Raw genomic sequence first — 21,602 nt, 5'->3', positions numbered from 1 at the left:
GTACAAACTCGCTTCGGAAGCATCTGCTTAGTTTTGTAGAGCAGCATCTTACTTAATAGGCTTCGTACAACATCACTTTATTATATAGTGAAATCGCTTTAATTTCACCTCTGGTTAGCTTTCATTTCGCATAATAGAGAATGGCCGCAGCCGCCCGCTCCCGCCGCTCGGCATCTTCACTGTGCAGCGCAGCCGTGAGAACAGACAGCGCTTCAGCAATTATCTCATCATCAACTTTTACCGTGTGCTTCGCTTGCTCACTGCCGGTCAGACCCGCATCCTCCAGCCACAGATCCAGCCTTTCAGGCGGCAGTGTTCCTATATACTGCGAGACTGGCAGGGTATCTGCCAGCAGTTCACCCATCATGGGATTCAGCTCTGCACTCAACAAGCTCTTCAGCCAGGTTACCCCTCTCCGGTGACAACGGCCATCTTCCGGATGGTCGCAGGCTTCCTCATAGAAATAATCGCCCAGGTCGCCAAGGTAGGCCCACTCCCCGTCTGAGATCAATACATAATCTCCATCCTGCATTGTATGTACAAAGATGTCCAGGCTGTCCAGCGTCTTTTCCAGTTCCGGCCCGTAGTAGGCAGAGGTCTGCTGCAGCCGTCTGGCGATTTCTTCGCGGCTTGCCTGTTCCAAATCACCAATGCCGGGATATCCGGCGCAAACATAATTGTCCTGCACAAACTCCGTCATCCGCTCAATCCCAAGCGGCGCCGTCTTCATCTGAAACAACTTCATATGTGTGCTACTCCTTCCATTCTTCCTAACTCCTATTCAATAAGTGAATTATACATTAAGAGCAGCAGCAATTATCCATGGAATATTAGTTCAAAAACTAAGAATAAGCAAGGATAATAGCGCTTACAAGAGGGTTATAAATATAATGGTTCCAGATTCAAATGATACGGCTTTTTACTGCTTATGGGGATCAGGGTATACTATAGACATCAACTCAAGGAACCATACACTGCTAGAAGGAAAGCTAATGCGGGCAGGTAAAATCTCTCGGTGAGCAATCTTTTGCAGCTGTAATCCCTGAGCTTGAGACTATATCTTTGATCCTGGCATTAAAGCTTTCAATTTATCCCGGAACGAAATGGTATGAGCTTCTTAAAGCTCAAACGTTGAACATCAATCCAATCGTTACCTGAGGATGATTAGAGAAGATTTAACGGTCAGGATAGGCAAATACACTGCCGCCTCGGACGATTTCTACCCGGCTGAGAACAAAGGATAGGATAAGGAGTCTGAGAAGAACATGGGTATAGTGCTTACAACATAAACCTCTATTGTTGATGAACAATCAATGATAGAGGTTTATGTGTGTTATGCGGGAGCACCCTTGCTTCATCTTGATGCCTATCCTCCTTAACAGGAAATGCTGCCGCTAATATAGTCCTTATTCCAAGAAATGAACAACTAACGGGAATCCCGCCCTCTAATTTTATGTTACAAGGGATCATTGGGGTTTATCTCCATGTTAGCGGTAACAATTCCCTATATTATTCCAAAAAGGGGTTTTCAGCTAAAATTAGCGGGTACTTATACCGCAATAGCGCAACAACTGATATGAAATGAAATTTAGCCTCACAGCAATGCGGGCGGTTCCATAGGTTACCTTTTTAGTTGCGTTCTATGCAGACTGCATTCCTCTGGTCCTCGTCATCCGCAGCATGGTGTTAGCGCCTTTTTGGAACTCATAGGAGACTTTAAGCTCTTCTGTATTCCAGCCCTGAGTGTGAATATATTCTATTAAACGGTCCATTTCTTCATATCTGCGGCCGGATAGATCGCTCAGCGGGAAGATGCGGATTTCTTCACTTGTCACACGCATCAGCTCCTGCAGACTCTGGAGATGAAAATCATAGTCCAGACGGTCACTATACATGAATAGAAAATGCGCGGATAATGTAAGCTCAAAACTTAGACCGGCAAAAGGCAGCTGCGGGAGCACCGCCGAAATATAAAGCTCCTCATTCTGTTGTCTGTCCAAAGTACTGGCTGTTAACGCTTCGATTCTTGCCTGCTTCAGCTCTTCGATGGATTTAAACTCATTCCACAGGAAATTCTGCTGCACCTTCGCAAGCTGCAGCATAGCGTGCTGAATATCCTTGATTCCCTTCTCCATCAGAACTTCCGCAGAATGGCAGTAGGCAATATCAGCGGCGACAGCTTAAGCGCCGAGCTGATTCGCCGCAGCCGTGAAAGAGCAAACACCCGCAGGACAATCGAGTATTCTCCGCACGGCCAGCTCCTCACGCTGCAAATTGAACATCCGCAAATATTCCTCAAAGGTCCGCCCAATCATAACAATCCGCTGCAAATCCAGTTTCGCTCCACTCATCTGATCTCATCTCACCTTTCCTCTTCTCGTCTCGTCCCATCCCATCTATCTTGTCTTGTCTTGTTGCAAAGTTAGCGTAAAGACAGCTCCCGCTTCAGAAATTGATACAGTCTCAAGCTGGCCGACCGGAGCGGATAATCAGCCACTCTGCAGGCGATTCCGCAGGCCATGTCTACAGCTCCTCCTGCCAGCTGCCGCACTGCCGTTCCCACAGGTACGGGCGCAAGCGTAGACTCAGGGACAAACGCAAGACCTAAACCAGCCTCTACGTAGAATTTCAGCGCTGTCATGCTGCCAACTTCCATGGTATTCAGCGGCGGTCCGGCAAATTCCTGCAGTACGCTCTCCAATTTTTTGCGGTAGGGGCAATTGACGGCCGTAATCAGCAGCCGATGTCCGCGAAGATGATCTGGAGTCACCTCCGGCAGGTCAGCGAGCGGATGATCCTCCGGCATTAACAGCACGAATTTCTCCGTGAACAGAGGCTCAAAGTGCAGCTCCTTTCCCAGCTCCGGTGCTGAACACAGCACCATGTCGAGTTCCCCGCGGAGCAGCCGCTCAGTAAGCGCCGGTGTTCCGGCGATATCTACCGAGATTTCAATCTTGGGGTAAAGGCTCATGAATTGCTGCAAAAGACGAGGCAGCCGATAGCTGGCGGTAGGATCGGTTGCACCCAGACGGACACTCCCCGCCTCGCCAGATTTCATTTCCGCGAGACTGCTCTGCAACCGTTCCATGTCCTTCACAATGAGCAGGCTCTGTTCATGGAATAGCCGCCCAGCTTCCGTTAAGCTAATCCCTTTACCGCGTTCGAGTAACTGTACCCCCAGCTGTGATTCCAGCTTCTGGATTTGCATTGTAATCGTCGACTGGGCATAATTCAGCTCTTCCGCCGCACGGTTAAAGCTTCCTGTGTTTACGATCGTCTGGAAGGTAATCAGCGCCTTGAAATCCATTTCCATTCCCCCATCACGATTCAATATTAATGAATCATCACTTCAATTAGTTCAATTATACAAAACCAAGTATGCTCTATAAAATAGTCTGTATCAACCCAAAAAGATATTCAAGGAGTGGATGCAGATGGAGCTTACAAACAAAGTGGCGCTCGTAACAGGCGGGGGTACCGGCATAGGCAGAGCCACAAGCCTTGAGCTGGCACGGCTCGGGGCGGTGGTCGCTGTTAATTATTCCCGTTCGGAACAGGAAGCGCTGGAAACTGTTCAACAGATCATTGATCTAGGCGGACAGGCCATCGCGGTACAGGCCGATGTTTCCCGGGACGTCGAAGTCCGGGCGATGGTTGGACAAATCGCAGCAACATTCGGCCGTATGGATGTGCTCATCAATAATGCCAGCATTACAAAGCACATCCCTCTGGAGGATCTCGATGCAGCTACGGAAGAAGTCTGGGATCAATTATTGGATGTCAACGTCAAAGGAATGTTCTTTTGCGCCCGGGCAGTGGCTCCTTATATGAAGCAAAACAAGCAGGGAGCCATTGTCAACCTCGGCAGCATTGCCGGAAATACAGGCTCCGGCTCCTCTCTTCCTTATGCGGTGTCTAAAGCCGCCGTACATGGACTTACCAAGTCACTGGCCCGCGCGCTTTCACCGGAGATCCGGGTCAATGCTGTGGCTCCGGGAGCCGTCGCGACGAGATGGTGGACCGGCCGGGAAGCGCAGATGCTGCGCCTGGCTCCCAATCTTCTGCTGCAGCAGATCGCCACAGCGGAAGATATCGCCAGGTTCATCTGCTCGGTTGTTGTGCAGGAGGCCTTAACCGGACAGGTCATTACCGTCGACAGCGGACAGACTTTATAGCAGCAAGCACAGCAAAAACGCCCAACAGCCCCATCCTCCCAATTCACAAAGGAAGATGAGGCTGTTGGTTCAAGAAAATTCATGGCTTCTTGCAGCTCATTGTATAATGGATAATCCTGTTATGCCGATCCGGGTTGCGGCCGGATCAGATCAGGAAGGTTCATTCCCCCATACCAGGCTGCCGGAGAGATAGGCCGGAACGCCAGCCCAATCCGCATAACCCGTACCTGACGCGTTAAAGGAATAATCTCCGGTCTGGGTATAATTGCTCCAATCCGCCTTGGATGCCCGCATCTGGATATCCAGGCCCTCCCCTGCTGCCAGGGAACCCGCTGCGCTTGTGAAGCCCAGCTCCACATAATAATCCGCCCCGGTTATGGCTGCCGGGAGTTTCACAAAGGTGCCGGTAACATTCGCACTGCCGGCCTGTGACCAATCGCAGAAGAAGCTTTGCGGCTGCTCGCCGTCAATCGTGTAATAATATCTGATCTTCACATCCGCCAGCGAAACGGCGCTGGTGCCCGTATTCAGCAGTTTGATCCGCGGATTCAAGACATTCGCTGAAGCCACTGTGCTGCCGTTATACATTTGGACCTTAAGTCCACCGGTCACAACCACAGATGTATCCTCTACGGCAACTGCCAGCGACTGGGCGGCCCCGGCGCTGAAATTAAAGCTCAGCGTTGTTGCTCCCACCGGCTGCGCGGCCAGATACCCTTTTTTGATCGTGACAGCTGTGCCGCTTACGGTATAATCCGTTCCGGCAGTCAACGTTGCCGTTCCGTTCTTAATCGTGCTTAACGTGTTCCCGTTCAGCGTCAGCGTTACGGCCACATCCGCCTGATTCGCCGTCTTCTTATCGAAGCTGGCCGTGACCGGCGTAATCGCCGAGTTGCTCGCTGCCGGCGTATCCTCTACGGCAACTGCCAGCGACTGGGCGGCCCCGGCGCTGAAATTAAAGCTCAGCGTTGTTGTGCCCACCGGCTGCGCGGCCAGATACCCTTTTTTGATCGTGACAGCTGTGCCGTTAACGGTATAATCCGTTCCGGCACTCAACGTTGCCGCTCCGTTCTTGATCGTGCTTAACGTGTTCCCGTTCAGCGTCAGCGTTACGGCCACATCCGCCTGATTCGCCGTCTTCTTATCGAAGCTGGCCGTGACCGGCGTAATGGTGGATCCGGTAGCCGGAGGATTCACCGGATCAGCATACAGTGTGCCCCGGCCGTTTGTTCCGAGATATACCCGGCCGTATATCCGCGGATCACCGGTTATGGCCATGTTGATCTTCGCATACTGGTGGGCGTCATCATTGATCCGGACCCAAGATGCGCCAGCATCATCGGAGCGGAAGACCCCTCTGACGCCATCGATTTGAGCAACCGTATATAGTGCCATATAGCTCTGGCCCGGTGCGGCCTTACCGTAGCCGATCAGATCCGCTTCCTCGACATTAGACAGCTTGGTGAAGCTGGTTCCCGAATTCACAGAATGCCATAAACCGTATTTGTTCTCGACCGTATTGCCTCCGGCCAGCCAGATATCGCCTTCAATGCCCGGCACTGCCTTCAAGCTGATCTGCGCCTGGTTCGGCTGCAGGCCGTCTACATTATTCGTCGGGAAACCCGCTGCCGGCGTAGCGGTAAAGGTAGCTCCGCCGTCCACACTGACATAGAAGATTCCTGCATAGAACGCATAGAACTTGTTTGCGTTTACGCGGTCGGAAGCGATTTTGGCTCCGGCCGGTACCCCGCTGCTTGCCGTCCAGGAGTTGCCCGACGATTTGGTGTAGTAGACACCGATATCGGAGGTACTCCACAAGATGGCATTACCGCTGGCAGATACGGCGACCTGGCCTTGTCCTGCCGTTGTTTTGGTTCCATTCGACGGTTCGGCATTCGGCATATACCAATTAGAGCCGCCGTCATTCGAAATCCCAAGCGATTTCATGCTCGGTGTCTTTTCCTTATCGGCTCCGCCAACGCGCACAACGAACGCCGGACTGAGCTCCGCATAATCAATACTTGTCGTTGTCGCCCAGGAAGGGCTCGTTTGGAACTTGACCGGCGCCTGGGTCACATCTTCATACCGGAAGCCCGAGACGTCACCAAGCGCCGTGATCAGATGCGCACTTCCCGACGGCGGGCTGATCAGTCCGAGCACAGCAGTCTCCTCTACGCCCTTGGCCATGACCGAAATATTGACCTTGCCGCCTGTATCCCAAGCAGTCAGGTTATTCGAGCCGTAGATTGTAGCTCCTGTTCCGTACATCATCCGGTTGGAGTTGAACGGGTCAATCTCCAGGTCTCCCATCATCCAGCCGAGCTTTGGTGAAGGATCAAGTGAAGTGGAGGTCGTTCCATGATCCAGCCAAGGTGCTGCGGTAATGTTCATTGCGAATTTATAGGTCCGTTCCGGATAGTTGCCCCAATCCCAGATCCGGCTCCAAGTCGCTCCGCCGTTCGTACTGCGGAAAACAACCTCATCCGGCCACCAGGCATTCAGACTGGAGACCATCACCGTATTCGGATTCTGGGCATCGACAGCAAGTCCTCCGAAGCCGTACCAATTATCTGTTCCGGTCGTCGGGCTGATGTTCGTCCAGGCACCGCTGGTTTTATTAAATTTCCAGACTTCACCTTTGCTGCCGTCATAGGGCCCTACGCCATTGCTGTACGTAATGTACAGATCCCCGGTTGAGGAAAGCACGCCATGATGGGGCAGATAGCCGGTGGGCTGTCCGGGAAGCGCGGACCAGGTAACACCGCCGTCGGTGCTGCGGTACACGCTGCTTGCCATATCCGCTACGCCGACATAAATCGTTCCCGTAGCACTGCCGGGTGTGCCTGTGCTTTTGTCAAAAGTAATCCAGGATAATCCGACGAGGTCATTGCCATAATCGAGCGTCGGGTTCTGAATATAGGTGCCTACGTTAGGAAAAGAGCTTACTTTGGACCAGGTTACTCCCGAGTCCGTACTTTTCCACAACCCGTTGCCGCTGCGTGCCCCGAAGAACAGGATGTTGTTCTTATTGGGGTCTATAACCAGACGCTCACCGGCCGAACGGCCGGGCATATTGCCGCCAACCTTGAACGGCAGCGCTGTCGTCTGCCACGTATTGCCCCGGTCGCTGGAACGCATAATCTGCCCGTTGCCATCCCAATGGTTCGTGTACGTGCCGGTAGCCATGTATACTTTGTCCGGATCGACAGGGTCTGTAGCCAGCGCATCCACCCCGTTTTTGTTCCAGTCGACCCAGCCCACGGCATCACTGATGGAAATCCAGCTGCCAGTGGCCTGATTCCAGCGGTAGGCGCCCCCGATGTCGGTACGCGCATAGATCAGATTCGGTTCAGTTTGGTTAAAAATAATGCCCGGCACAAACCCTCCGCCCGCACCGGTAACGACACTTTTCCAGTTGTAAGCTTCACTTGCAGCAGCATGGGCAGCCGCCGGAAAGGCGGTAAACAAAGAGCTAGACATCGCGGCCAGCAGGACAATTAATCCCATTCTTCGGATACGGTTACGAATCACGAACCACGCCTCCTATGATTGCTTTACTTTGTTAACGTTTTCATTATAGAGTGTAAGCAGGATTCATAGTGAGGGAAAATGGTTCAAACTTGGAGAATTCCGTCTTCTGTTATCGTACCATTTTCACACTAATTATTACATTTATAGTAAAAAACTCCCCTGACGGAATGTCAGAAGAGTCTTACTATCTTAATGCTTTAGCAGAAACTCGTCGAGTTTGTTGCCGTCCACATCATAGGCCTGGTAAGTCAATGTATTTCCGCTGACCGTAATTCCGGCGTACATCTGCTTATTGTTCTGGAAATGAACCTGATGATAGTTCTGATCCTCTTTCTTCTCGTTGAATTTTGCGCCGGAGGCGTTGGTCACCACGTACACCGTTCCTCCTCCGGTACCGGCAGAATTCCCGCCCTCCGGGACAACTTTTCCGGCAAGCAGCGGATACGATCTGGAATATTCATGATTATGTCCCTGGAGCACCAGATCAACCCCATACTTGTCAAATATCTCTGTCCAGTCCTCCAGCTTCTTATACATGTTCCCGCCATATGCCGGACGGTGCAGCGCTACGATTTTCCACGGTTTATCTGTAAGGGCCAAATCCTTCTTCAGCCACTTGGCCTGGCTCTTCAGGTGGCTCTCCGTATTCAGTACCGTCACATGCACAGGTCCATAATCAAAAGAATATGAGGTTCCGGCAATGGATTCCGGGTCGCCGTTATCCGGAAGGTTGAAATGCGAAGTAAAGCTTGCTGCCTGCCCTTCGACCTCATCATGGTTGCCGGTGACAGGCATCAGCGGAATGCCCGGCACAAACCCCTGCACATTGCCGAAAAAGTCATCCCAGGCACCCGAATCCTCCGGCTCTTCCGTCAAATCCCCGTTATGAACGATAAACTTTGCCGCCGGAAAGGTCTGGAACGCCTTGTCCAGTGTATTGCCCCATAATTTGAAATCCGCCGCCGTCTCCCCTTGTGAATCGGTTACATTGATAAAGGTTACGCTTTCGCTGTCCGCTTCCGCCGTGGTGAACGTAGCTGCTGTGCTCCATTCGCCTTCTTTGCCGCTGCCTGCCCTGTAGGTATACAGCGTTCCCGGTTCAAGCCCGGTCACTACAGCTTTATGTACGCCTCTTTTGCCCTCATCTGTTTTGATCACGCTGTCTATGGCCTGCACCTTGACAACATTCCCTGCTGTAAATGCGGCGCTTTTTCCTTTTACAACCTCAAGCCGTCCCTCCGCACCCGGAGCTCCGGTAAACCAGGTGAACGCACGGCTGGTCTCCGCATCTTCTTTAAAGGTACTGACCAGATCATACGGAGCACTGCTTTCCTCAGGTCGGGCAGTCCACTCCGATTTAAGCCATTCCAGACCAAGGGCCAGCAGGATCAATACAACTACGATGATTACAACAATAATCAACACTTTAAAATCCTTCATGCCTATCCCTCCCTCACCGCTTGCTTTCCAATAAACAACAGTCCGGATTCTAGCTTTCTGTCTATAAAAGATAGCCTTCCTCATAGACAGAAGTCAAATAACCCTCCCTACAACCTCACATAACTACGTCATTTGTTAACGCAGTGTAATAACTTTCAGCTAACGTTCAGGCAGATTTAAGAAAATCATAAGGTCAGTCACTTAATATGGGTTCAGCAGCAAGATTTAGGCGCAGCGGTGACCAAAGCCAAACTTTTGAGAGAGAAATGGGGTGTGAGATGAATAAGAAGCTGCAATTCCGGCATGAATTGAAATTTTTCATTAACTATCATCAATACCTTATATTGCGGCAGCGGCTGCAGAGCTTAATAGATACCGATCAGAACGCCAATGACAGCGGGGAGTACCATATCCGCAGCCTGTATTTTGATGATATTAACAATTCGGCACTTTCGGACAAGCTGGGCGGACTTAGAGAACGCGCCAAATACCGGATCCGCATCTATAACGTACAGGACGATGTCGTACACTTTGAGAAAAAAATCAAAATGGACGACTACATCGCCAAGATCAAGGAACCGCTGACCCGCGAAATGTATGATCAGATTATGGCCGGCAATTACGAGGTGCTGAACGTTCCGCAAAGTCCTTTGTTTATGGAGCTCTATAACCAGATGCGCCACAATTTTCTGCGTCCCAAAGTGATCGTCGATTATGTCCGCGAACCTTACGTCTGCCATAACGGCAATGTGCGGATCACTTTTGACAAGGAGCTGCGTACGGGACTGCATGAGACGGATATTTTTAATAAAAAGCTTCAGCCGGTCCGGGCGCTTGATGAGAACTTCATTATTTTCGAGGTCAAATTTGATGAATACATACCGGAGTACATCAAAATTGCGCTGCAGCTAAACGGCTTAAACCGGCAATCTGCTTCGAAATACGTCATTTGCCGCAAATTTCTAAAAACCAATACTTGGGAGGATTATTAATGGGCATTTCATCCACACTGGGGGCTGCCACGGCCACGCAGACTATAGCTGCAACCGCAGGGCAAGAGAACGATACGGCCACAACTTTTTCCGATATGATTAAAAATTCGGTCGTAGACAACTTCGTTTCCGATATCAGCATCTCCAAAATCCTGATCACGCTCGGCGTCGCTTTTCTGATCGGATTCTTCATCTACCTGCTCTACAAACGTGTGTTCAGCGGCGTATTATACTCCAAAAGCTTCAACGTGTCCCTGATGGGCATGACTATGATCACCGCAACTGTCATTATCGCCATCAACTCCAACCTTGTGCTCTCGCTCGGTATGGTCGGCGCTTTGTCCATCGTCCGTTTCAGAACGCCGATCAAAGATCCAACGGATCTGATTTTCCTGTTCTGGGCAGCCGTTGCAGGGATCGTTACCGGTGCAGGCTTTTTCACGCTGGCGATTATCGGCTCGATCATTATCGGCCTGATTCTCTTCCTGTTCATTAAACATTCTTCAGTCGAAACTCCGTACCTGCTGGTGCTTAACTGTGAAGGCGATGACAGCGAACGCGAGGTGCACAGCCATCTGACCAAAGCTGTAAAACGTTACAACATCAAGCAAAAAACCGTAAGCGCAGGCAACATCGAGCTTACGCTTGAGCTGCGTCTGGACGACAAGGAAGGCGGCTTCGTAAACACCGTCTCCGATATTACAGGGGTCAAAAATGCCTTGCTGATCAGCTATAGCGGCGACTATGTATCTTAATGAGGAAAGGCGGTGCTGAAGATGAAAGCACGCGGTAAGCTGACCCTGCTGATTCTTTGTTGCCTGCTGCTGGTTATCGCTATGGCGGGTTGTCAGATTGCAAATCCTTCTGCGGACAATAACAGTACTACGGATACGCAGGAAAAAGCGGTATCAAGCGAGGAACAAAGTCTGGATTCGGAGGTGTTCCCGAAGGACAAGGTTGTTGATGTTAAAATCACACTGGACCCGGATGATTTCCAGGATATGCTGGACAATGCCAGCACCGAGGAATACAAGACAGCCTCCGTGGAATACAACGGGATCAAAATGGACAATGTGGCCGTGCGCACCAAAGGCAACTTAAGCCTGCGCAGCGTTGTGCAGATGGCGGACTCCGACCGTTACAGCTTCAAAATTTCTTTTGACGAGTATGTGAACCAGAATTTATTCGGCATTACCAAAATCAACCTCAACAACAATTACAGCGATGCCTCCTATATGCGGGAGTTTCTGACCTATGAGCTGGCGGAGAGCATCGGTCTTCCGACACCGAAATACTCCTTCGTCAACGTCTACGTCAACGATGAACTGAAGGGTTTCTATCTCGCGGTGGAACAGATCGGCGACGCCTATCTGGAGCGCAACTTCGGCAATTCCTATGGTGCGTTATATAAAGGCGTAATGACCGGCCAAGGCAGTGATTTGACCTGGCTCGGCGACGATGCTTCACTCTACACGGGACTTGAAATGAAGTCCGAGAAATCAAACGATGACATTGTGGTCGACATGCTGGATGAACTGAACAACGGCACCGACTATAATAAGTATATCGATATCGACGATGCTTTGGGGTATATTGCACTGAATGCCGTAACCGGCAATATGGACAGCTATCTTGGAGGAAACAAGCAGAATTATTACCTCTATGAAGATGAGGGAATCTTCTCGATCCTGCCTTGGGATTATAATATGGCTTTTGGCGGGATGGGCGGCTCGGATGTGCTGATTGACGAACCGACCCAAGGCGCTCTTGCCGAACGTCCGCTGGTGGCCAAGCTGCTGGCTAACGAGGAATACAAAACGAAATATCATGAGATAATCCGCGAAATGCTGGATGGTTATCTGCAGAACGATACGTTCAAGGCGCGGATTCAGGAGCTCGACACGATGATCTCCAGCTACGTGAAGGCTGATCTATCCGCCTTCTACACGTTCGAGCAATATGAGAGTGGAATTACCTCCGTAGAGACCTTCATGTCCACCATGGCCAGTTCGGTCTCCAAGCAGCTGGACGGCACCCTTCCTTCCTCCGGTGACGGAACGGGAAGCGGCATGGGCGGTGGTCCAGGCGGCGGCTTTGGCGGCGCAGGCGGGCAGGCCGCCATCGGCGCGGTTGCACCGGGGCAAGGCGCTAACGGCGCGGCGGCTTCCGGGCAAGGCGCCATCGGCGCGGCGGCTCCGGGGCAAGGCGCCAACGGCGCAGCGGCTCCGGGGCAAGGCGCCAACGGCGCGGCGGCGCGGGGGCAAGGCGCCAACGGCGCAGCGGCTCCGGGGCAAGGCGCCAACGGCGCAGCGGCTCCGGGGCAAGGCGCCAACGGCGCAGCGGCTCCGGGGCAAGGCGCCATCGGCGCGGCGGCTCCGGGGCAAGGCGCCATCGGCGCAGCGGCGACGGGGCAAGACGCCATCGGCGCGGCGGCTCCGGGGCAAGGTGCCAACGGCGCAGCGGCTCCGGGGCAAGGAGGCAACGGCGCAGCGGCTTCCGGGCAAGGTGCCAACGGCGCGGCGGCTTCCGGGCAAGCTCCGGCAGACGGGCAGGCCGCGCAAGGCGGTGCGCCGGGTGCCATGGGCGGACCGGCGATGCCTCAAGGCGGCAACGGTCCTGGCGTTGATATGGCCGGTCTCGGTGGCGGCATGGGCGGCGGCTTTGGTGGTGGTGGCTTTGGCGGCGGCATGGGCGGCGGCGAGTTTGGCGGAGCTGGCGGTGCGCAGCAACAGGGCAGCACAAGCGAAGCCATCACAACCGGCGTGTCCATCGTTGTGCTTCTGCTTGCAGCAGCGTTCATCACCTTCTACAAACGCAAACGTCTGTAAACTGTGCAAGCTGAACTTAAGAACTAGGTAATGTAATGTAAACCGGCGAATACCATAAATTAAGGTTAGTTGGGTTCACCGGAAAAGATTCTTAAGTTCACTTTGTATTTAACTGTATTTCATACAGCTATTATCCAAGATATTGCATCGAATCGAAGAATAATTGCACTGTGTGCACTTAAAGTGAGGCATTTGGAATAAACGGGTATTATTTGATATTTTTAATTGCACAAAATACAATTATTGCTTAAAAACATCATATATTGGCCATTTTTATTGCACAAAATACAGTTATATCGGCAGGACGCGGCTCTGCAACCCTCTCAGACATATGTCTGCGCAGCCTAGCAACTAAATACTGGTGGAAGGCAACTTCCAGGCAAGTGGAGCCTCAAACGGGTGATCGTCTGAGGCTCTCTTGTTTTTAGAATATGTTAGCTGCCGTATGGAGTACACTTCGGATCTTATCCTGAATATTCAGCTGCAAGGGCACAGAGTGATGCGAAACGTTCATTGGAAGGCGTGTACTATCTGTTATTTCTGACGGATGATGACTCATGCCAAATTATAGGACTCCCTCCTACATGGCCATACAAACCAAAAAGCTCCGCCTTTGACAGAGAGTGTCAATGCGCGGAGCTTCTTTGCAAAAGCATATTCCTTTGGAATTTTGACACAAGCTACGTTCCACCTGCATTCTGCAAATGTCTGACTTCCTTATTCCTTCCGCCCTCTTAACAAACTGATGGCAGCTAACAAAAAGGACAGCAATGATATCCCCAGAGCAATATAGAGCAGCGGTGAGGTACCTGAGGATTTATCGAGGTCCTCCACAATGGCTTTGTGCTCATCCATGCTCATGGAGTCACCCGTGTCCGCCGATCCGTGGGAGTGACTGTCCCCGTTGCCGGAAGACTGCACAATCGATGTTACGGAATGCGGGGTTTCCGAGCCTTCTTCACCGGACCACTGCACCAGACTGCCGTCAGCATAATGCTGGTAGGCATTCCAGGCAATATCGCCTGCGGCATCCGGGTTCTTGGCCGTGAAGTAGAAACGCTGAAATTGTCCGGCTTGAATGCCTTCGCCGGTTGCGGCCCAGCTGACTTTATTGCCTTCAATGGTTACATTCCATCCGGGGGTTGCCTCATATTGCTTAAACTCCGCCCCCTCCGGGATGCGCAGATCCACCTGAACGGTAGCGATATCCTTCTCCGACGGCACTTTCAGTGTATAGGTCTCCCATGCACCTGTACTGGATTCTGCCGGAGCTACGGTCACATGTGCGCTGGCCACAGCCGCGAACAGCATCAGTGCTGCCACGGAAGGTGCGGCTAAAGTCATCAGTTTACGCAGCATTTTATTCATGTGTGTATATTTCCCCTCTTCTCAGTTTCTATGGTTTCTTCGGAAAATCCCGCTCCCGCGAGGCCAGTCCCTGCTCCAGGGCATACCGCGTCAGCTGCGTACGGTTCTGGAGCTGCAGCTTTTGCAGGATGTTTTTCAGATGATTTTTGACCGTATGCTCCGAAATCCCAAGTTCAGCCGCAATCTCCCTGTTGGTTGAACCGGAGGAGACACAGCCCAGTATTTCCTTCTCCCGCGCCGTTAATGCTTCCCCCTCTTCCTTGACCGATGTAACGGCAAACTCCTTCAGAATCTGAAAAGCCAGCTCCCGGCTCAGCGGAACCTCCTCACTGACAATTGCCAGCAAATATTCGATCCAGGTGGAAGGAGCCAGGTTCTTCAGCAGATATCCCTGCGCCCCCTGCTTCAGTGCCTCGAACAGATAGGAGATTTCATCAGAAACGGTCACGATGACGATTTTGACATAAGGGTATTCCAGCTTGATCCGCCGTGTCGTCTCCAGTCCGTCCATTCCCGGCATCTCAATGTCAATCAGGATCAGATCCGGCATCCATTGTGCGGTCCAGACCATAGCCTCGGCCCCGCTCGCCACTGCTCCAATGACCTCAAAACGCTCATCCATCGCCAGAATCTCGCACATCGCCTCACGCGCATGAGCATGATCGTCCACAACCAGTACCCGGCAGCGGTTCATTCGGCGTCTCCCCCTTTCGTTATTTCAACAAGGGTCCCGGCGGCATCCGATCCCAGCGATAATCTCCAGCCCATCCGTTCTGCCCGTTCTCTCATAATCTGCAGGCCATAACTGCCGCTCACTGCAAAAGGGTCCTCATGCTGGATACCTGCACCGTCATCCGTGACAGCTACTCTCCAACGCTCCCGGCCGCCTTGCCCGGATATGGCTACTTTGCCCGCCCGTGTATGCTTGCGCACATTAATGATAGCTTCACGGATGCAGGACAGCAGCTCCGCCTTTTCAGCGGAAGTGAGTGCTTTGTCGTCCAGACTCCAGTCCAGCGACACTTCTATCATCACCTCACTTGCCATCTGCGCCAGCTGCTCCTTAACGGACTGCTCCAGAGTGAAGTTCTGCGCAACGCTGACTGGAACCTTCAGGTTCGCAATGGCCTGGCGTACATAAGAATTGACCTCATGCACTGTTTTTTTGATCTGCTCAATGCTTTCTCCGCTCACCTCACCATTCCTGCGGTTCTGCTCCAGACGCTCAATCCGCACGGACAACAGAAACAGCGACTGCGCCATCCCGTCATGCAGCTCTTTGGCCAGACCCTCACGGGCTTCCATGGCCGTTTTGACCGCCCGTTCCTGCTCCAGCTCCCGCTGGTTCCGTTCCAATAACGAGAACAGCGGCAGCAGCAGCACGATGCTGAACAGGAATACAAGCACAGGCGTCAGATAATTCCCCATGTCCATAGAGATATAAGGCATCAGAAACTGGTGGCGCACAATCTCCCAAATGCCGACCATCACTGTCGGAAGCAGCAGAATAAGCAGCTTGATTCTCGTATACGTTGCTGTCCCCTCCCAAATCTTAATGTATAGAATAGCATTCCCAAGGTAGCGCCGGCATGACTCTTTCGGGCTATACCCTCTTTGAAATGTTACAAATATAAGTATTTAAAATATTAACATTACGAAAAATCGCCGCTCGCGAAAGCCTAACCGATAAGGTAAACTAGGAGCAAAGCGTTAATCGAAGTCCACATTACATGTTAACTTATACAGGAGCGAAACTGAAATGAAACGAATTACGATTCTAATCGCCGATGACGATGCCGAGATCGCCGGACTGGTTGCCTTACACCTGGAAAAAGAGGGCTACTATCTGATCAAAGTATCTGACGGACGGGCTGCCGTACAGGCGGTCCAGACCCACTCCATTGATTTGGCAATTCTGGATATTATGATGCCCGGCCTGGACGGGCATGAAGTCACCCGGCAGATCCGCGAGCAGCACCAGATGCCGATCATCTTCCTGAGTGCCAAAACCTCGGACCTGGACAAAATCACCGGCCTCGTAATCGGAGCCGATGACTATATGACCAAGCCGTTTAATCCTATGGAGCTGGTCGCCAGGGTGAACGCTCAGCTGCGCCGTTCCATGCAGCTGAGCCAGCCGGTCTCCGGCAGCAAGGCTGTGCTCGAAGCGGGCGGATTGATCGTTGATCCTGACTGCCGCACCGTGACGTTATACGGGAACAACATCGAGCTGACGCCCAAAGAATTTGATATCCTGTATCTTATGGCCAGCTACCCCAAGAAGGTCTTCAGTGCCGAGCAGCTTTTCCAGCAGGTGTGGGGTGAAGCCTATTTTGAGAGCGGGAACACAGTGATGGTGCATATCCGTACCCTGCGCAAAAAGCTTGGCGAAGATCAAAACAAAAATAAATGGATCAAAACCATTTGGGGAGTAGGTTATACATTCAATGGCTAAAATGATCCGCAGCTTCCGCTTTAAAATGATCTTGATGCTGATAATGAGCATGTTTTGTTCGGGTGTCCTTACCTTTGCGCTGTATAAAGTGCTTCAGCTTTATTACCAATCAGAGGTTAAGCTGGAGGACAAGCTGGCCCGGTTCCGTTATATGATCGGCAGCGTCGGCGATCTCAATTTCTTTCTGATCTTATTTATTCCGCTGGCCATCCTCTTTTTCTTCCTCTTTACCAAACCCTATGCCACCTATTTCCGGGAGATTTCCAAGCATATTCATTTGCTGGCAAACGGTGATTTCAAAAGCAGGCTCAATCTCTCATCGAATGACGAGTTCGACGATATTGCCGCAGACCTGAATCTGGCGAGCGAAATGCTGCAGAAAGCGGTGGAACGGGGAGATTTTGCAGAAAACAGCAAGGACAAGCTGGTCTTGAATTTGGCCCATGATCTGCGTACTCCGCTGACCTCTGTGCTGGGTTATCTGGATCTCGTGTTGAAGGAAGGTCAGCTCTCTGCAGATCAGATCAAACATTATACGACCATCGCCTATACCAAATCCCAGCGGCTTGAAAAGCTCATTGATGAGCTGTTTGAAATCACCAGAATGAACTACGGTATGCTTACCATCAACAAAGAGCTGCTTGATCTGAGCGAACTGCTGAGCCAATTAAACGAGGAATTATATCCTGCCTTTGAGAGCAATGGACTGACAGCCCGCCTGAACATCCCTCCCCGGATTGAAATAAAGGGCGACGGTGAACTGCTGGCACGCGTATTTGAAAATCTGCTGACCAACGCGGTCCGGTACGGCAAAGAAGGACAATATGTGGATGTCAGCTGCAGCCCGCAGGCGGAGGATATCGTCATTCAGGTGATCAATTATGGCGGCAGCATCCCTGCAGAACAATTGCCCCATCTATTCGATATGTTCTATACCGGAGACCGGGCCCGCAGTCACCAAGAAGGCGGAACAGGACTTGGCCTGTTCATCGCCAAAAATATCGTAGAACAGCATGGCGGCAGAATCTCAGTGCAAAGTGACATCATCCGCACTCTTTTTGAGGTTCGGCTGCCACGGGAGCTGTAAGCTTTTCGTTACACGGATTTCAACATGCTTATTATCAAATGAGAAATGCTTTGCGGGAAATAGAAGGATAATCTATAGTTTGAAGCATATAAATTAGTATATTTTTAAGAAAAACTTTATCTTTACCCCACTTCTTTTTAAACGCTCTCTCTTATCCTTAAAGAATGAACACAAGGAGGAGACAGAAATGAAGAAAAAGAAGTGGGTTTTTTGGCTTGTCATCCTGATGCTGCTGGGCTATGAAGCTGTCCACAAGGAAGCGGAAATCACAGGAAATGATCTTACGGACAGGAGGTCCAAAGTGATCACAGCGGGTCCCGGCCGAACCGACATTACAGTTATTTCTATAAAACAGATCTACCAGGGAAACCTGTTACTCGTCAACAAGAAATATCCAGTACATAAATCAGGGGTTACAAAGGACATAGTTAACCTGCATGAGCATCCTGAGCTGGTGCAAGGATACGGGCTGCTGGACAACACAATTATGTTGTCGCAAAGCGTGGTGCAGCGTTTCTCGGAGATGATTGAAGCTGCTGCTGCCGACGACGTTGCGAATTTTCTGATCAGCAGCGGGTACCGGGATACAGAAGAACAAAAGCAGCTTTATGAGGAAAAAGGCGCCGAATACGCGCTGCCGCCAGGCCACAGCGAGCATAATCTTGGCTTGTCGCTGGATATCGGATCTACACAGACGGCGATGAACAACGCACCTGAAGGCAAATGGCTGCAGAAGAACGCCTGGAAATACGGATTTATTTTACGCTACCCGGGTGACAAGACAGCCATTACTGGCATTCAGTATGAACCCTGGCATTTCCGCTATGTCGGTTTGCCGCACAGTAGAATTATGCAGGACAACCATTTCACACTGGAAGAGTATCTAGAATTCCTTAAAGAGCAGCAAAGCTATTCGGCAACGGTGGATGGAAAGCAATACGAGGTATCGTATCATCCCGTTACCGGCAATACACCGATCCCGGTACCGGCTGACCGCCGTTTTGAGCTGTCGGGCAACAATATGGACGGGGTTATTTTGACCGTGTTCCCCTGACGGGCATGGGAGTAATCAAAGGAAAGTGAGGAGAAGAAATGAAGCGTACACAAGCTACGAGAGAGATTGCAGTGCAGATATTATTCGCCTTGTATGTCTATGCGTTGTTCAAAATCATTTTATTTAAGTTCAGCTCCATAAATTTCATCTTTCTCTGGGATCAATTACAGCGCAGTCCGCAGAATCTCGACCGTGCGATGCAATGGGGAAATTTCATCCCGCTGGCCACCATCTCGAACACATTCGATAACCTGACAAGTCACACACTGCTCAATGTAGGCGGAAATATCGCTTTATTCCTGCCGTATGGCATGTTCCTTATGCTCCAGTCGGGCGGTCAGAGAATTTCGTTATTGTATGTGTTAATTCGCTCCCTGGGTTTAAGTTTGCTGTTGGAGTGTGCACAGGCTATTCTCTCTATCGGTACCTTTGATGTCGACGACCTCATTTTGAATACCCTTGGAGGAGTGATCGGCTATAGTATGCTTCTACTGTTCGCGCACAAGAAAAAGGTCCAGCCCGCCAAAGAGTCATGACGGCTGGACTTGTATAAAACAGATGCACATTTACAGCAGCTACAAGGGCGAGGTATAACGGCTGTATTGTATATCCAGCTCTTTGAAGGCATCCCCTTTCCGGGACAGGAAAAAGGAGTTAATCCCCTCTGCGCCCCACCAATTCAGACCGAGCAGCAGTCCATCTGTAGTCTCGGCAGCAAATAACAGCGAGAACATCTCCGGCATGACCTCACCGCCGTCATCTACACGCCATACTGAATATTCATCCTCCTGAACAACGGCGGGATAATCCACGAACTTCAGCTTCCCGCCATCCTCTACAACAAGACTGAACAGCATGTTCTTGTTCTGTCTCACGAATTGCACCAGGTACAGGGCACGGTCCGGCGGCAAATCCGCCAGCTTCCAGGCTAACTTGATTTCCCGCTGTTTAGCCGCAGAAATGCTCTTTCGCAGAGGATCATCAGCGGTGAGCTGTCCGCGATCTGCTGCTGCCGGCTGAATCTCAAGCAGCGACTTGAGCTTAAACTCAGCGGAATCGGCCAAATAGTAGGTTTCATCCGGGGCTGCGCCGCCTTCATCTACCGAGTAGACATACCCCCGCAGATTGGCAAAATTATTCGCTGACTCCCGGCCGTTACTGTTCTCGCTCCCAGCCTGCCATTTCTCGAACGTTAACGTGAGAATTTGGCCGTTATTGCCGACAGCCGTGTTCAGGGATTTCATCTGTTCCATCTCAATGTCTTCTTCCCGGGTCATCAGGATCTGCTTCCCTTCTGCATCGGCAAACCCGAAAGTGGGATGCAGCCTGGCAGTCTCCATGTACTCCTTCGATGCTGAAGCCGAGCCCTGAGGGTTCGTAGTTGTTCCACCATCGGTTCCCTTGACCGGCGGTGAACTGGCTTCATCCGTAACCGCCGGAGACGGCGTTGCACTTGCTACTACGGCAGACGGCGAGGAAGTGGATGTTGTCCCTTCCTCTGTAGCCGCATTTTGCGCAGAACACCCTGTTAGCAGCACGCAAGTAATCACTATACCCCGGAAAAGCTTCATTCTACATTTCCCCCAGTGAAGTATTAGAATATCCCCATGCTCAGGTAACGCTCACCGGTATCCGGAGCGATACAGAGGACACGCTTGCCGCTCCCCAGATGCCGCGCTTCCTGCAATGCCGTCCACACCGCCGCTCCGCCGGAAGGGCCAATCAATATCCCCTCCGTGCTGGCCAGCGCTCTCACTGTTTCCAGTGCATCCTCGTCGGACACTTGGACGATTTCATCATATACATCCGTGTTCAGGATAGCGGGGACAAATCCCGGGCTGGTTCCGACCAGCTTATGCGGGCCGGGCATGCCGCCCGAAAGCACCGGTGAGCCTTGCGGCTCCACCACAACGATCTTGATGCCGGGCAGCTCCCGGCGCAGCACCTCGCCGGTTCCGGTAATCGTGCCTCCGGTTCCGGAAGTGGCGACGAACACATCGAGCCTGCCGTCCATCTGGGCCACAATTTCCGGTGCCGTTGTCGTGCGGTGGATGTCCGGATTGGCTTTATTCTCAAACTGCTGGGGAATGAAGCTGTCCGCGATTTCTGCGCCAAGCTCCAGCGCCTTGGCAATTGCGCCCGGCATCCGCTCCGCCGCCGGAGTCAGTACCACTTCAGCACCATATGCCTTCAGGATATTAATCCGTTCCTTCGTCATATTATCCGGCATGATGAGAATCGCCTTATACCCCTTTGCCGCTGCGTTCATCGCCAGCCCGATGCCGGTATTTCCGCTCGTCGGCTCGATAATGGTTCCGCCGGGTTTCAGCAAGCCGCCAAGCTCAGCTTGCCGGATCAGATTATACGCGGCCCGGTCTTTCACGCTGCCGCTGGGGTTGAACATTTCCAGCTTCACATACACTTCCGCATCATCCGGGCCGGTCAGGCGGTTCAACCGCAGGGCTGGCGTATCGCCGATCAGTTCCGTAATATTATTGACTACCAGGGGTGTCATGGCAAACCCTCCTAACAGTTTTGTGAGCGCTGCATCCGTGACTATTCTTCAAATAAAACTGGCATCGGAAGCATGGGCTTTACTCCTTATACTTTGTAACACCCATTGTAGGCTATGGCCCGGCACTTGTCGAATGAAAGCAGCAGCACTCCGTTTC

Annotated in this window: 19 protein-coding genes; 8 read left to right on the top strand and 11 right to left on the bottom strand. The window is 51.7% G+C overall.

The window, feature by feature from the left end; translation table 11 throughout:
* Positions 1-121 precede the first annotated feature (121 nt).
* From NST07_RS13270 to NST07_RS13255, 4 genes are all read right to left on the bottom strand, one after another.
* Positions 122-745, bottom strand: coding sequence for a hypothetical protein (locus NST07_RS13270; protein WP_342481718.1), 624 nt, complete (start codon positions 743-745; stop codon positions 122-124).
* 895 nt (positions 746-1,640) lie between these two features.
* Positions 1,641-2,135 (bottom strand): hypothetical protein, encoded by a 495-nt coding sequence (locus NST07_RS13265; RefSeq protein ID WP_341092308.1) that lies wholly within the window; start codon positions 2,133-2,135, stop codon positions 1,641-1,643.
* A gap of 45 nt (positions 2,136-2,180) precedes the next feature.
* Positions 2,181-2,351, bottom strand: a complete 171-nt coding sequence (locus tag NST07_RS13260) for a hypothetical protein (protein WP_341092307.1) — start codon at positions 2,349-2,351, stop codon at positions 2,181-2,183.
* Positions 2,352-2,422: 71 nt separating this feature from the next.
* Positions 2,423-3,307, bottom strand: a complete 885-nt coding sequence (locus tag NST07_RS13255; RefSeq protein ID WP_341092306.1) for a LysR family transcriptional regulator — start codon at positions 3,305-3,307, stop codon at positions 2,423-2,425.
* Between the two features lie 127 nt (positions 3,308-3,434).
* Between NST07_RS13255 and NST07_RS13250 the strand changes: the two genes are divergently transcribed.
* Complete coding sequence (locus tag NST07_RS13250) at positions 3,435-4,175, top strand: SDR family NAD(P)-dependent oxidoreductase (RefSeq protein ID WP_341092305.1); 741 nt, start codon at positions 3,435-3,437, stop codon at positions 4,173-4,175.
* Between the two features lie 150 nt (positions 4,176-4,325).
* Here the strand turns inward: NST07_RS13250 and NST07_RS13245 are convergent, their stop codons facing one another.
* Together NST07_RS13245 and NST07_RS13240 are read right to left on the bottom strand one after the other, a co-directional pair.
* Positions 4,326-7,655, bottom strand: coding sequence for a X2-like carbohydrate binding domain-containing protein (locus NST07_RS13245; RefSeq protein ID WP_342481948.1), 3,330 nt, complete (start codon positions 7,653-7,655; stop codon positions 4,326-4,328).
* 240 nt (positions 7,656-7,895) lie between these two features.
* The gene (locus NST07_RS13240) at positions 7,896-9,146 is read right to left on the bottom strand and encodes a metallophosphoesterase family protein (RefSeq protein ID WP_342481717.1); all 1,251 of its coding nucleotides are present in this window, start codon (positions 9,144-9,146) and stop codon (positions 7,896-7,898) included.
* Positions 9,147-9,424: 278 nt separating this feature from the next.
* Here NST07_RS13240 and NST07_RS13235 point away from each other — a divergent pair, with 278 nt between their 5' ends.
* The 3 genes from NST07_RS13235 (at position 9,425) to NST07_RS13225 (ending at position 12,966) form a co-directional block, all read left to right on the top strand.
* Complete coding sequence (locus tag NST07_RS13235; RefSeq protein WP_341092300.1) at positions 9,425-10,138, top strand: polyphosphate polymerase domain-containing protein; 714 nt, start codon at positions 9,425-9,427, stop codon at positions 10,136-10,138.
* A gap of 95 nt (positions 10,139-10,233) precedes the next feature.
* Entirely contained in the window at positions 10,234-10,893 is a 660-nt protein-coding gene (locus NST07_RS13230; RefSeq protein WP_341097640.1) for a DUF4956 domain-containing protein, read from the top strand.
* Between the two features lie 21 nt (positions 10,894-10,914).
* Complete coding sequence (locus tag NST07_RS13225; RefSeq protein WP_342481716.1) at positions 10,915-12,966, top strand: CotH kinase family protein; 2,052 nt, start codon at positions 10,915-10,917, stop codon at positions 12,964-12,966.
* Positions 12,967-13,683: 717 nt separating this feature from the next.
* Here NST07_RS13225 and NST07_RS13220 read toward each other — a convergent pair.
* The 3 genes from NST07_RS13220 to NST07_RS13210 are packed head-to-tail and all read right to left on the bottom strand — an operon-like array spanning position 13,684 to position 15,822.
* Positions 13,684-14,334 carry a DUF1775 domain-containing protein gene (locus NST07_RS13220; protein ID WP_342481715.1) on the bottom strand — a complete coding sequence of 217 codons (651 nt, stop codon included), beginning with the start codon at positions 14,332-14,334 and terminating at the stop codon, positions 13,684-13,686.
* A gap of 28 nt (positions 14,335-14,362) precedes the next feature.
* Positions 14,363-15,028 carry a response regulator transcription factor gene (locus NST07_RS13215; RefSeq protein ID WP_341092295.1) on the bottom strand — a complete coding sequence of 222 codons (666 nt, stop codon included), beginning with the start codon at positions 15,026-15,028 and terminating at the stop codon, positions 14,363-14,365.
* Positions 15,025-15,822: a histidine kinase gene (locus NST07_RS13210; RefSeq protein ID WP_341092294.1), complete on the bottom strand. Its 798-nt coding sequence runs from the start codon at positions 15,820-15,822 to the stop codon at positions 15,025-15,027. Before NST07_RS13210 ends, NST07_RS13215 begins: the two co-directional genes overlap by 4 nt.
* A gap of 271 nt (positions 15,823-16,093) precedes the next feature.
* On the opposite strand from NST07_RS13210, the gene NST07_RS13205 reads away from it, so the two are divergent.
* The 4 genes from NST07_RS13205 (at position 16,094) to NST07_RS13190 (ending at position 19,466) form a co-directional block, all read left to right on the top strand.
* Positions 16,094-16,789: a response regulator transcription factor gene (locus NST07_RS13205; protein ID WP_341092292.1), complete on the top strand. Its 696-nt coding sequence runs from the start codon at positions 16,094-16,096 to the stop codon at positions 16,787-16,789.
* Positions 16,782-17,876, top strand: a complete 1,095-nt coding sequence (locus tag NST07_RS13200) for a HAMP domain-containing sensor histidine kinase (RefSeq protein ID WP_341092291.1) — start codon at positions 16,782-16,784, stop codon at positions 17,874-17,876. Before NST07_RS13205 ends, NST07_RS13200 begins: the two co-directional genes overlap by 8 nt.
* Positions 17,877-18,063: 187 nt before the next feature.
* On the top strand, positions 18,064-18,930 hold the full coding sequence (locus NST07_RS13195) for a M15 family metallopeptidase (protein ID WP_341092290.1): 867 nt from the start codon (positions 18,064-18,066) through the stop codon (positions 18,928-18,930).
* 38 nt (positions 18,931-18,968) lie between these two features.
* Positions 18,969-19,466, top strand: a complete 498-nt coding sequence (locus NST07_RS13190) for a VanZ family protein (RefSeq protein WP_341092288.1) — start codon at positions 18,969-18,971, stop codon at positions 19,464-19,466.
* 39 nt (positions 19,467-19,505) lie between these two features.
* Here NST07_RS13190 and NST07_RS13185 read toward each other — a convergent pair whose 3' ends face one another.
* Both NST07_RS13185 and cysK read right to left on the bottom strand, forming a co-directional pair.
* Positions 19,506-20,501, bottom strand: a complete 996-nt coding sequence (locus tag NST07_RS13185; RefSeq protein WP_342481714.1) for a hypothetical protein — start codon at positions 20,499-20,501, stop codon at positions 19,506-19,508.
* Between the two features lie 23 nt (positions 20,502-20,524).
* Positions 20,525-21,445 (bottom strand): cysteine synthase A, encoded by a 921-nt coding sequence (gene cysK, locus NST07_RS13180; RefSeq protein ID WP_341092286.1) that lies wholly within the window; start codon positions 21,443-21,445, stop codon positions 20,525-20,527.
* Positions 21,446-21,602: the final 157 nt, after the last annotated feature.

Source organism: Paenibacillus sp. FSL L8-0340 (assembly GCF_038593145.1).
In the GTDB taxonomy this organism is placed as follows: Bacteria; Bacillota; Bacilli; order Paenibacillales; family Paenibacillaceae; genus Paenibacillus_AQ.
This window is presented reverse-complemented; position numbering and strand designations above follow the sequence as displayed.

Bases quoted from the DNA above. Each gene is read 5' to 3' on its own strand.
- cysK (WP_341092286.1), bottom strand. From the start codon at position 21,445: ATGACACCCCTGGTAGTCAATAATATTACGGAACTGATCGGCGATACG.
- NST07_RS13230 (WP_341097640.1), top strand. From the start codon at position 10,234: ATGATTAAAAATTCGGTCGTAGACAACTTCGTTTCCGATATCAGCATC.
- NST07_RS13265 (WP_341092308.1), bottom strand. From the start codon at position 2,135: ATGGAGAAGGGAATCAAGGATATTCAGCACGCTATGCTGCAGCTTGCG.
- NST07_RS13220 (WP_342481715.1), bottom strand. From the start codon at position 14,334: ATGAATAAAATGCTGCGTAAACTGATGACTTTAGCCGCACCTTCCGTG.
- NST07_RS13235 (WP_341092300.1), top strand. From the start codon at position 9,425: ATGAATAAGAAGCTGCAATTCCGGCATGAATTGAAATTTTTCATTAAC.
- NST07_RS13195 (WP_341092290.1), top strand. From the start codon at position 18,064: ATGAAGAAAAAGAAGTGGGTTTTTTGGCTTGTCATCCTGATGCTGCTG.
- NST07_RS13260 (WP_341092307.1), bottom strand. From the start codon at position 2,351: ATGAGTGGAGCGAAACTGGATTTGCAGCGGATTGTTATGATTGGGCGG.
- NST07_RS13225 (WP_342481716.1), top strand. From the start codon at position 10,915: ATGAAAGCACGCGGTAAGCTGACCCTGCTGATTCTTTGTTGCCTGCTG.
- NST07_RS13215 (WP_341092295.1), bottom strand. From the start codon at position 15,028: ATGAACCGCTGCCGGGTACTGGTTGTGGACGATCATGCTCATGCGCGT.
- NST07_RS13240 (WP_342481717.1), bottom strand. From the start codon at position 9,146: ATGAAGGATTTTAAAGTGTTGATTATTGTTGTAATCATCGTAGTTGTA.
- NST07_RS13185 (WP_342481714.1), bottom strand. From the start codon at position 20,501: ATGAAGCTTTTCCGGGGTATAGTGATTACTTGCGTGCTGCTAACAGGG.
- NST07_RS13190 (WP_341092288.1), top strand. From the start codon at position 18,969: ATGAAGCGTACACAAGCTACGAGAGAGATTGCAGTGCAGATATTATTC.
- NST07_RS13245 (WP_342481948.1), bottom strand. From the start codon at position 7,655: ATGTCTAGCTCTTTGTTTACCGCCTTTCCGGCGGCTGCCCATGCTGCT.
- NST07_RS13200 (WP_341092291.1), top strand. From the start codon at position 16,782: ATGGCTAAAATGATCCGCAGCTTCCGCTTTAAAATGATCTTGATGCTG.
- NST07_RS13205 (WP_341092292.1), top strand. From the start codon at position 16,094: ATGAAACGAATTACGATTCTAATCGCCGATGACGATGCCGAGATCGCC.
- NST07_RS13250 (WP_341092305.1), top strand. From the start codon at position 3,435: ATGGAGCTTACAAACAAAGTGGCGCTCGTAACAGGCGGGGGTACCGGC.
- NST07_RS13210 (WP_341092294.1), bottom strand. From the start codon at position 15,822: ATGGTCGGCATTTGGGAGATTGTGCGCCACCAGTTTCTGATGCCTTAT.
- NST07_RS13255 (WP_341092306.1), bottom strand. From the start codon at position 3,307: ATGGATTTCAAGGCGCTGATTACCTTCCAGACGATCGTAAACACAGGA.
- NST07_RS13270 (WP_342481718.1), bottom strand. From the start codon at position 745: ATGAAGTTGTTTCAGATGAAGACGGCGCCGCTTGGGATTGAGCGGATG.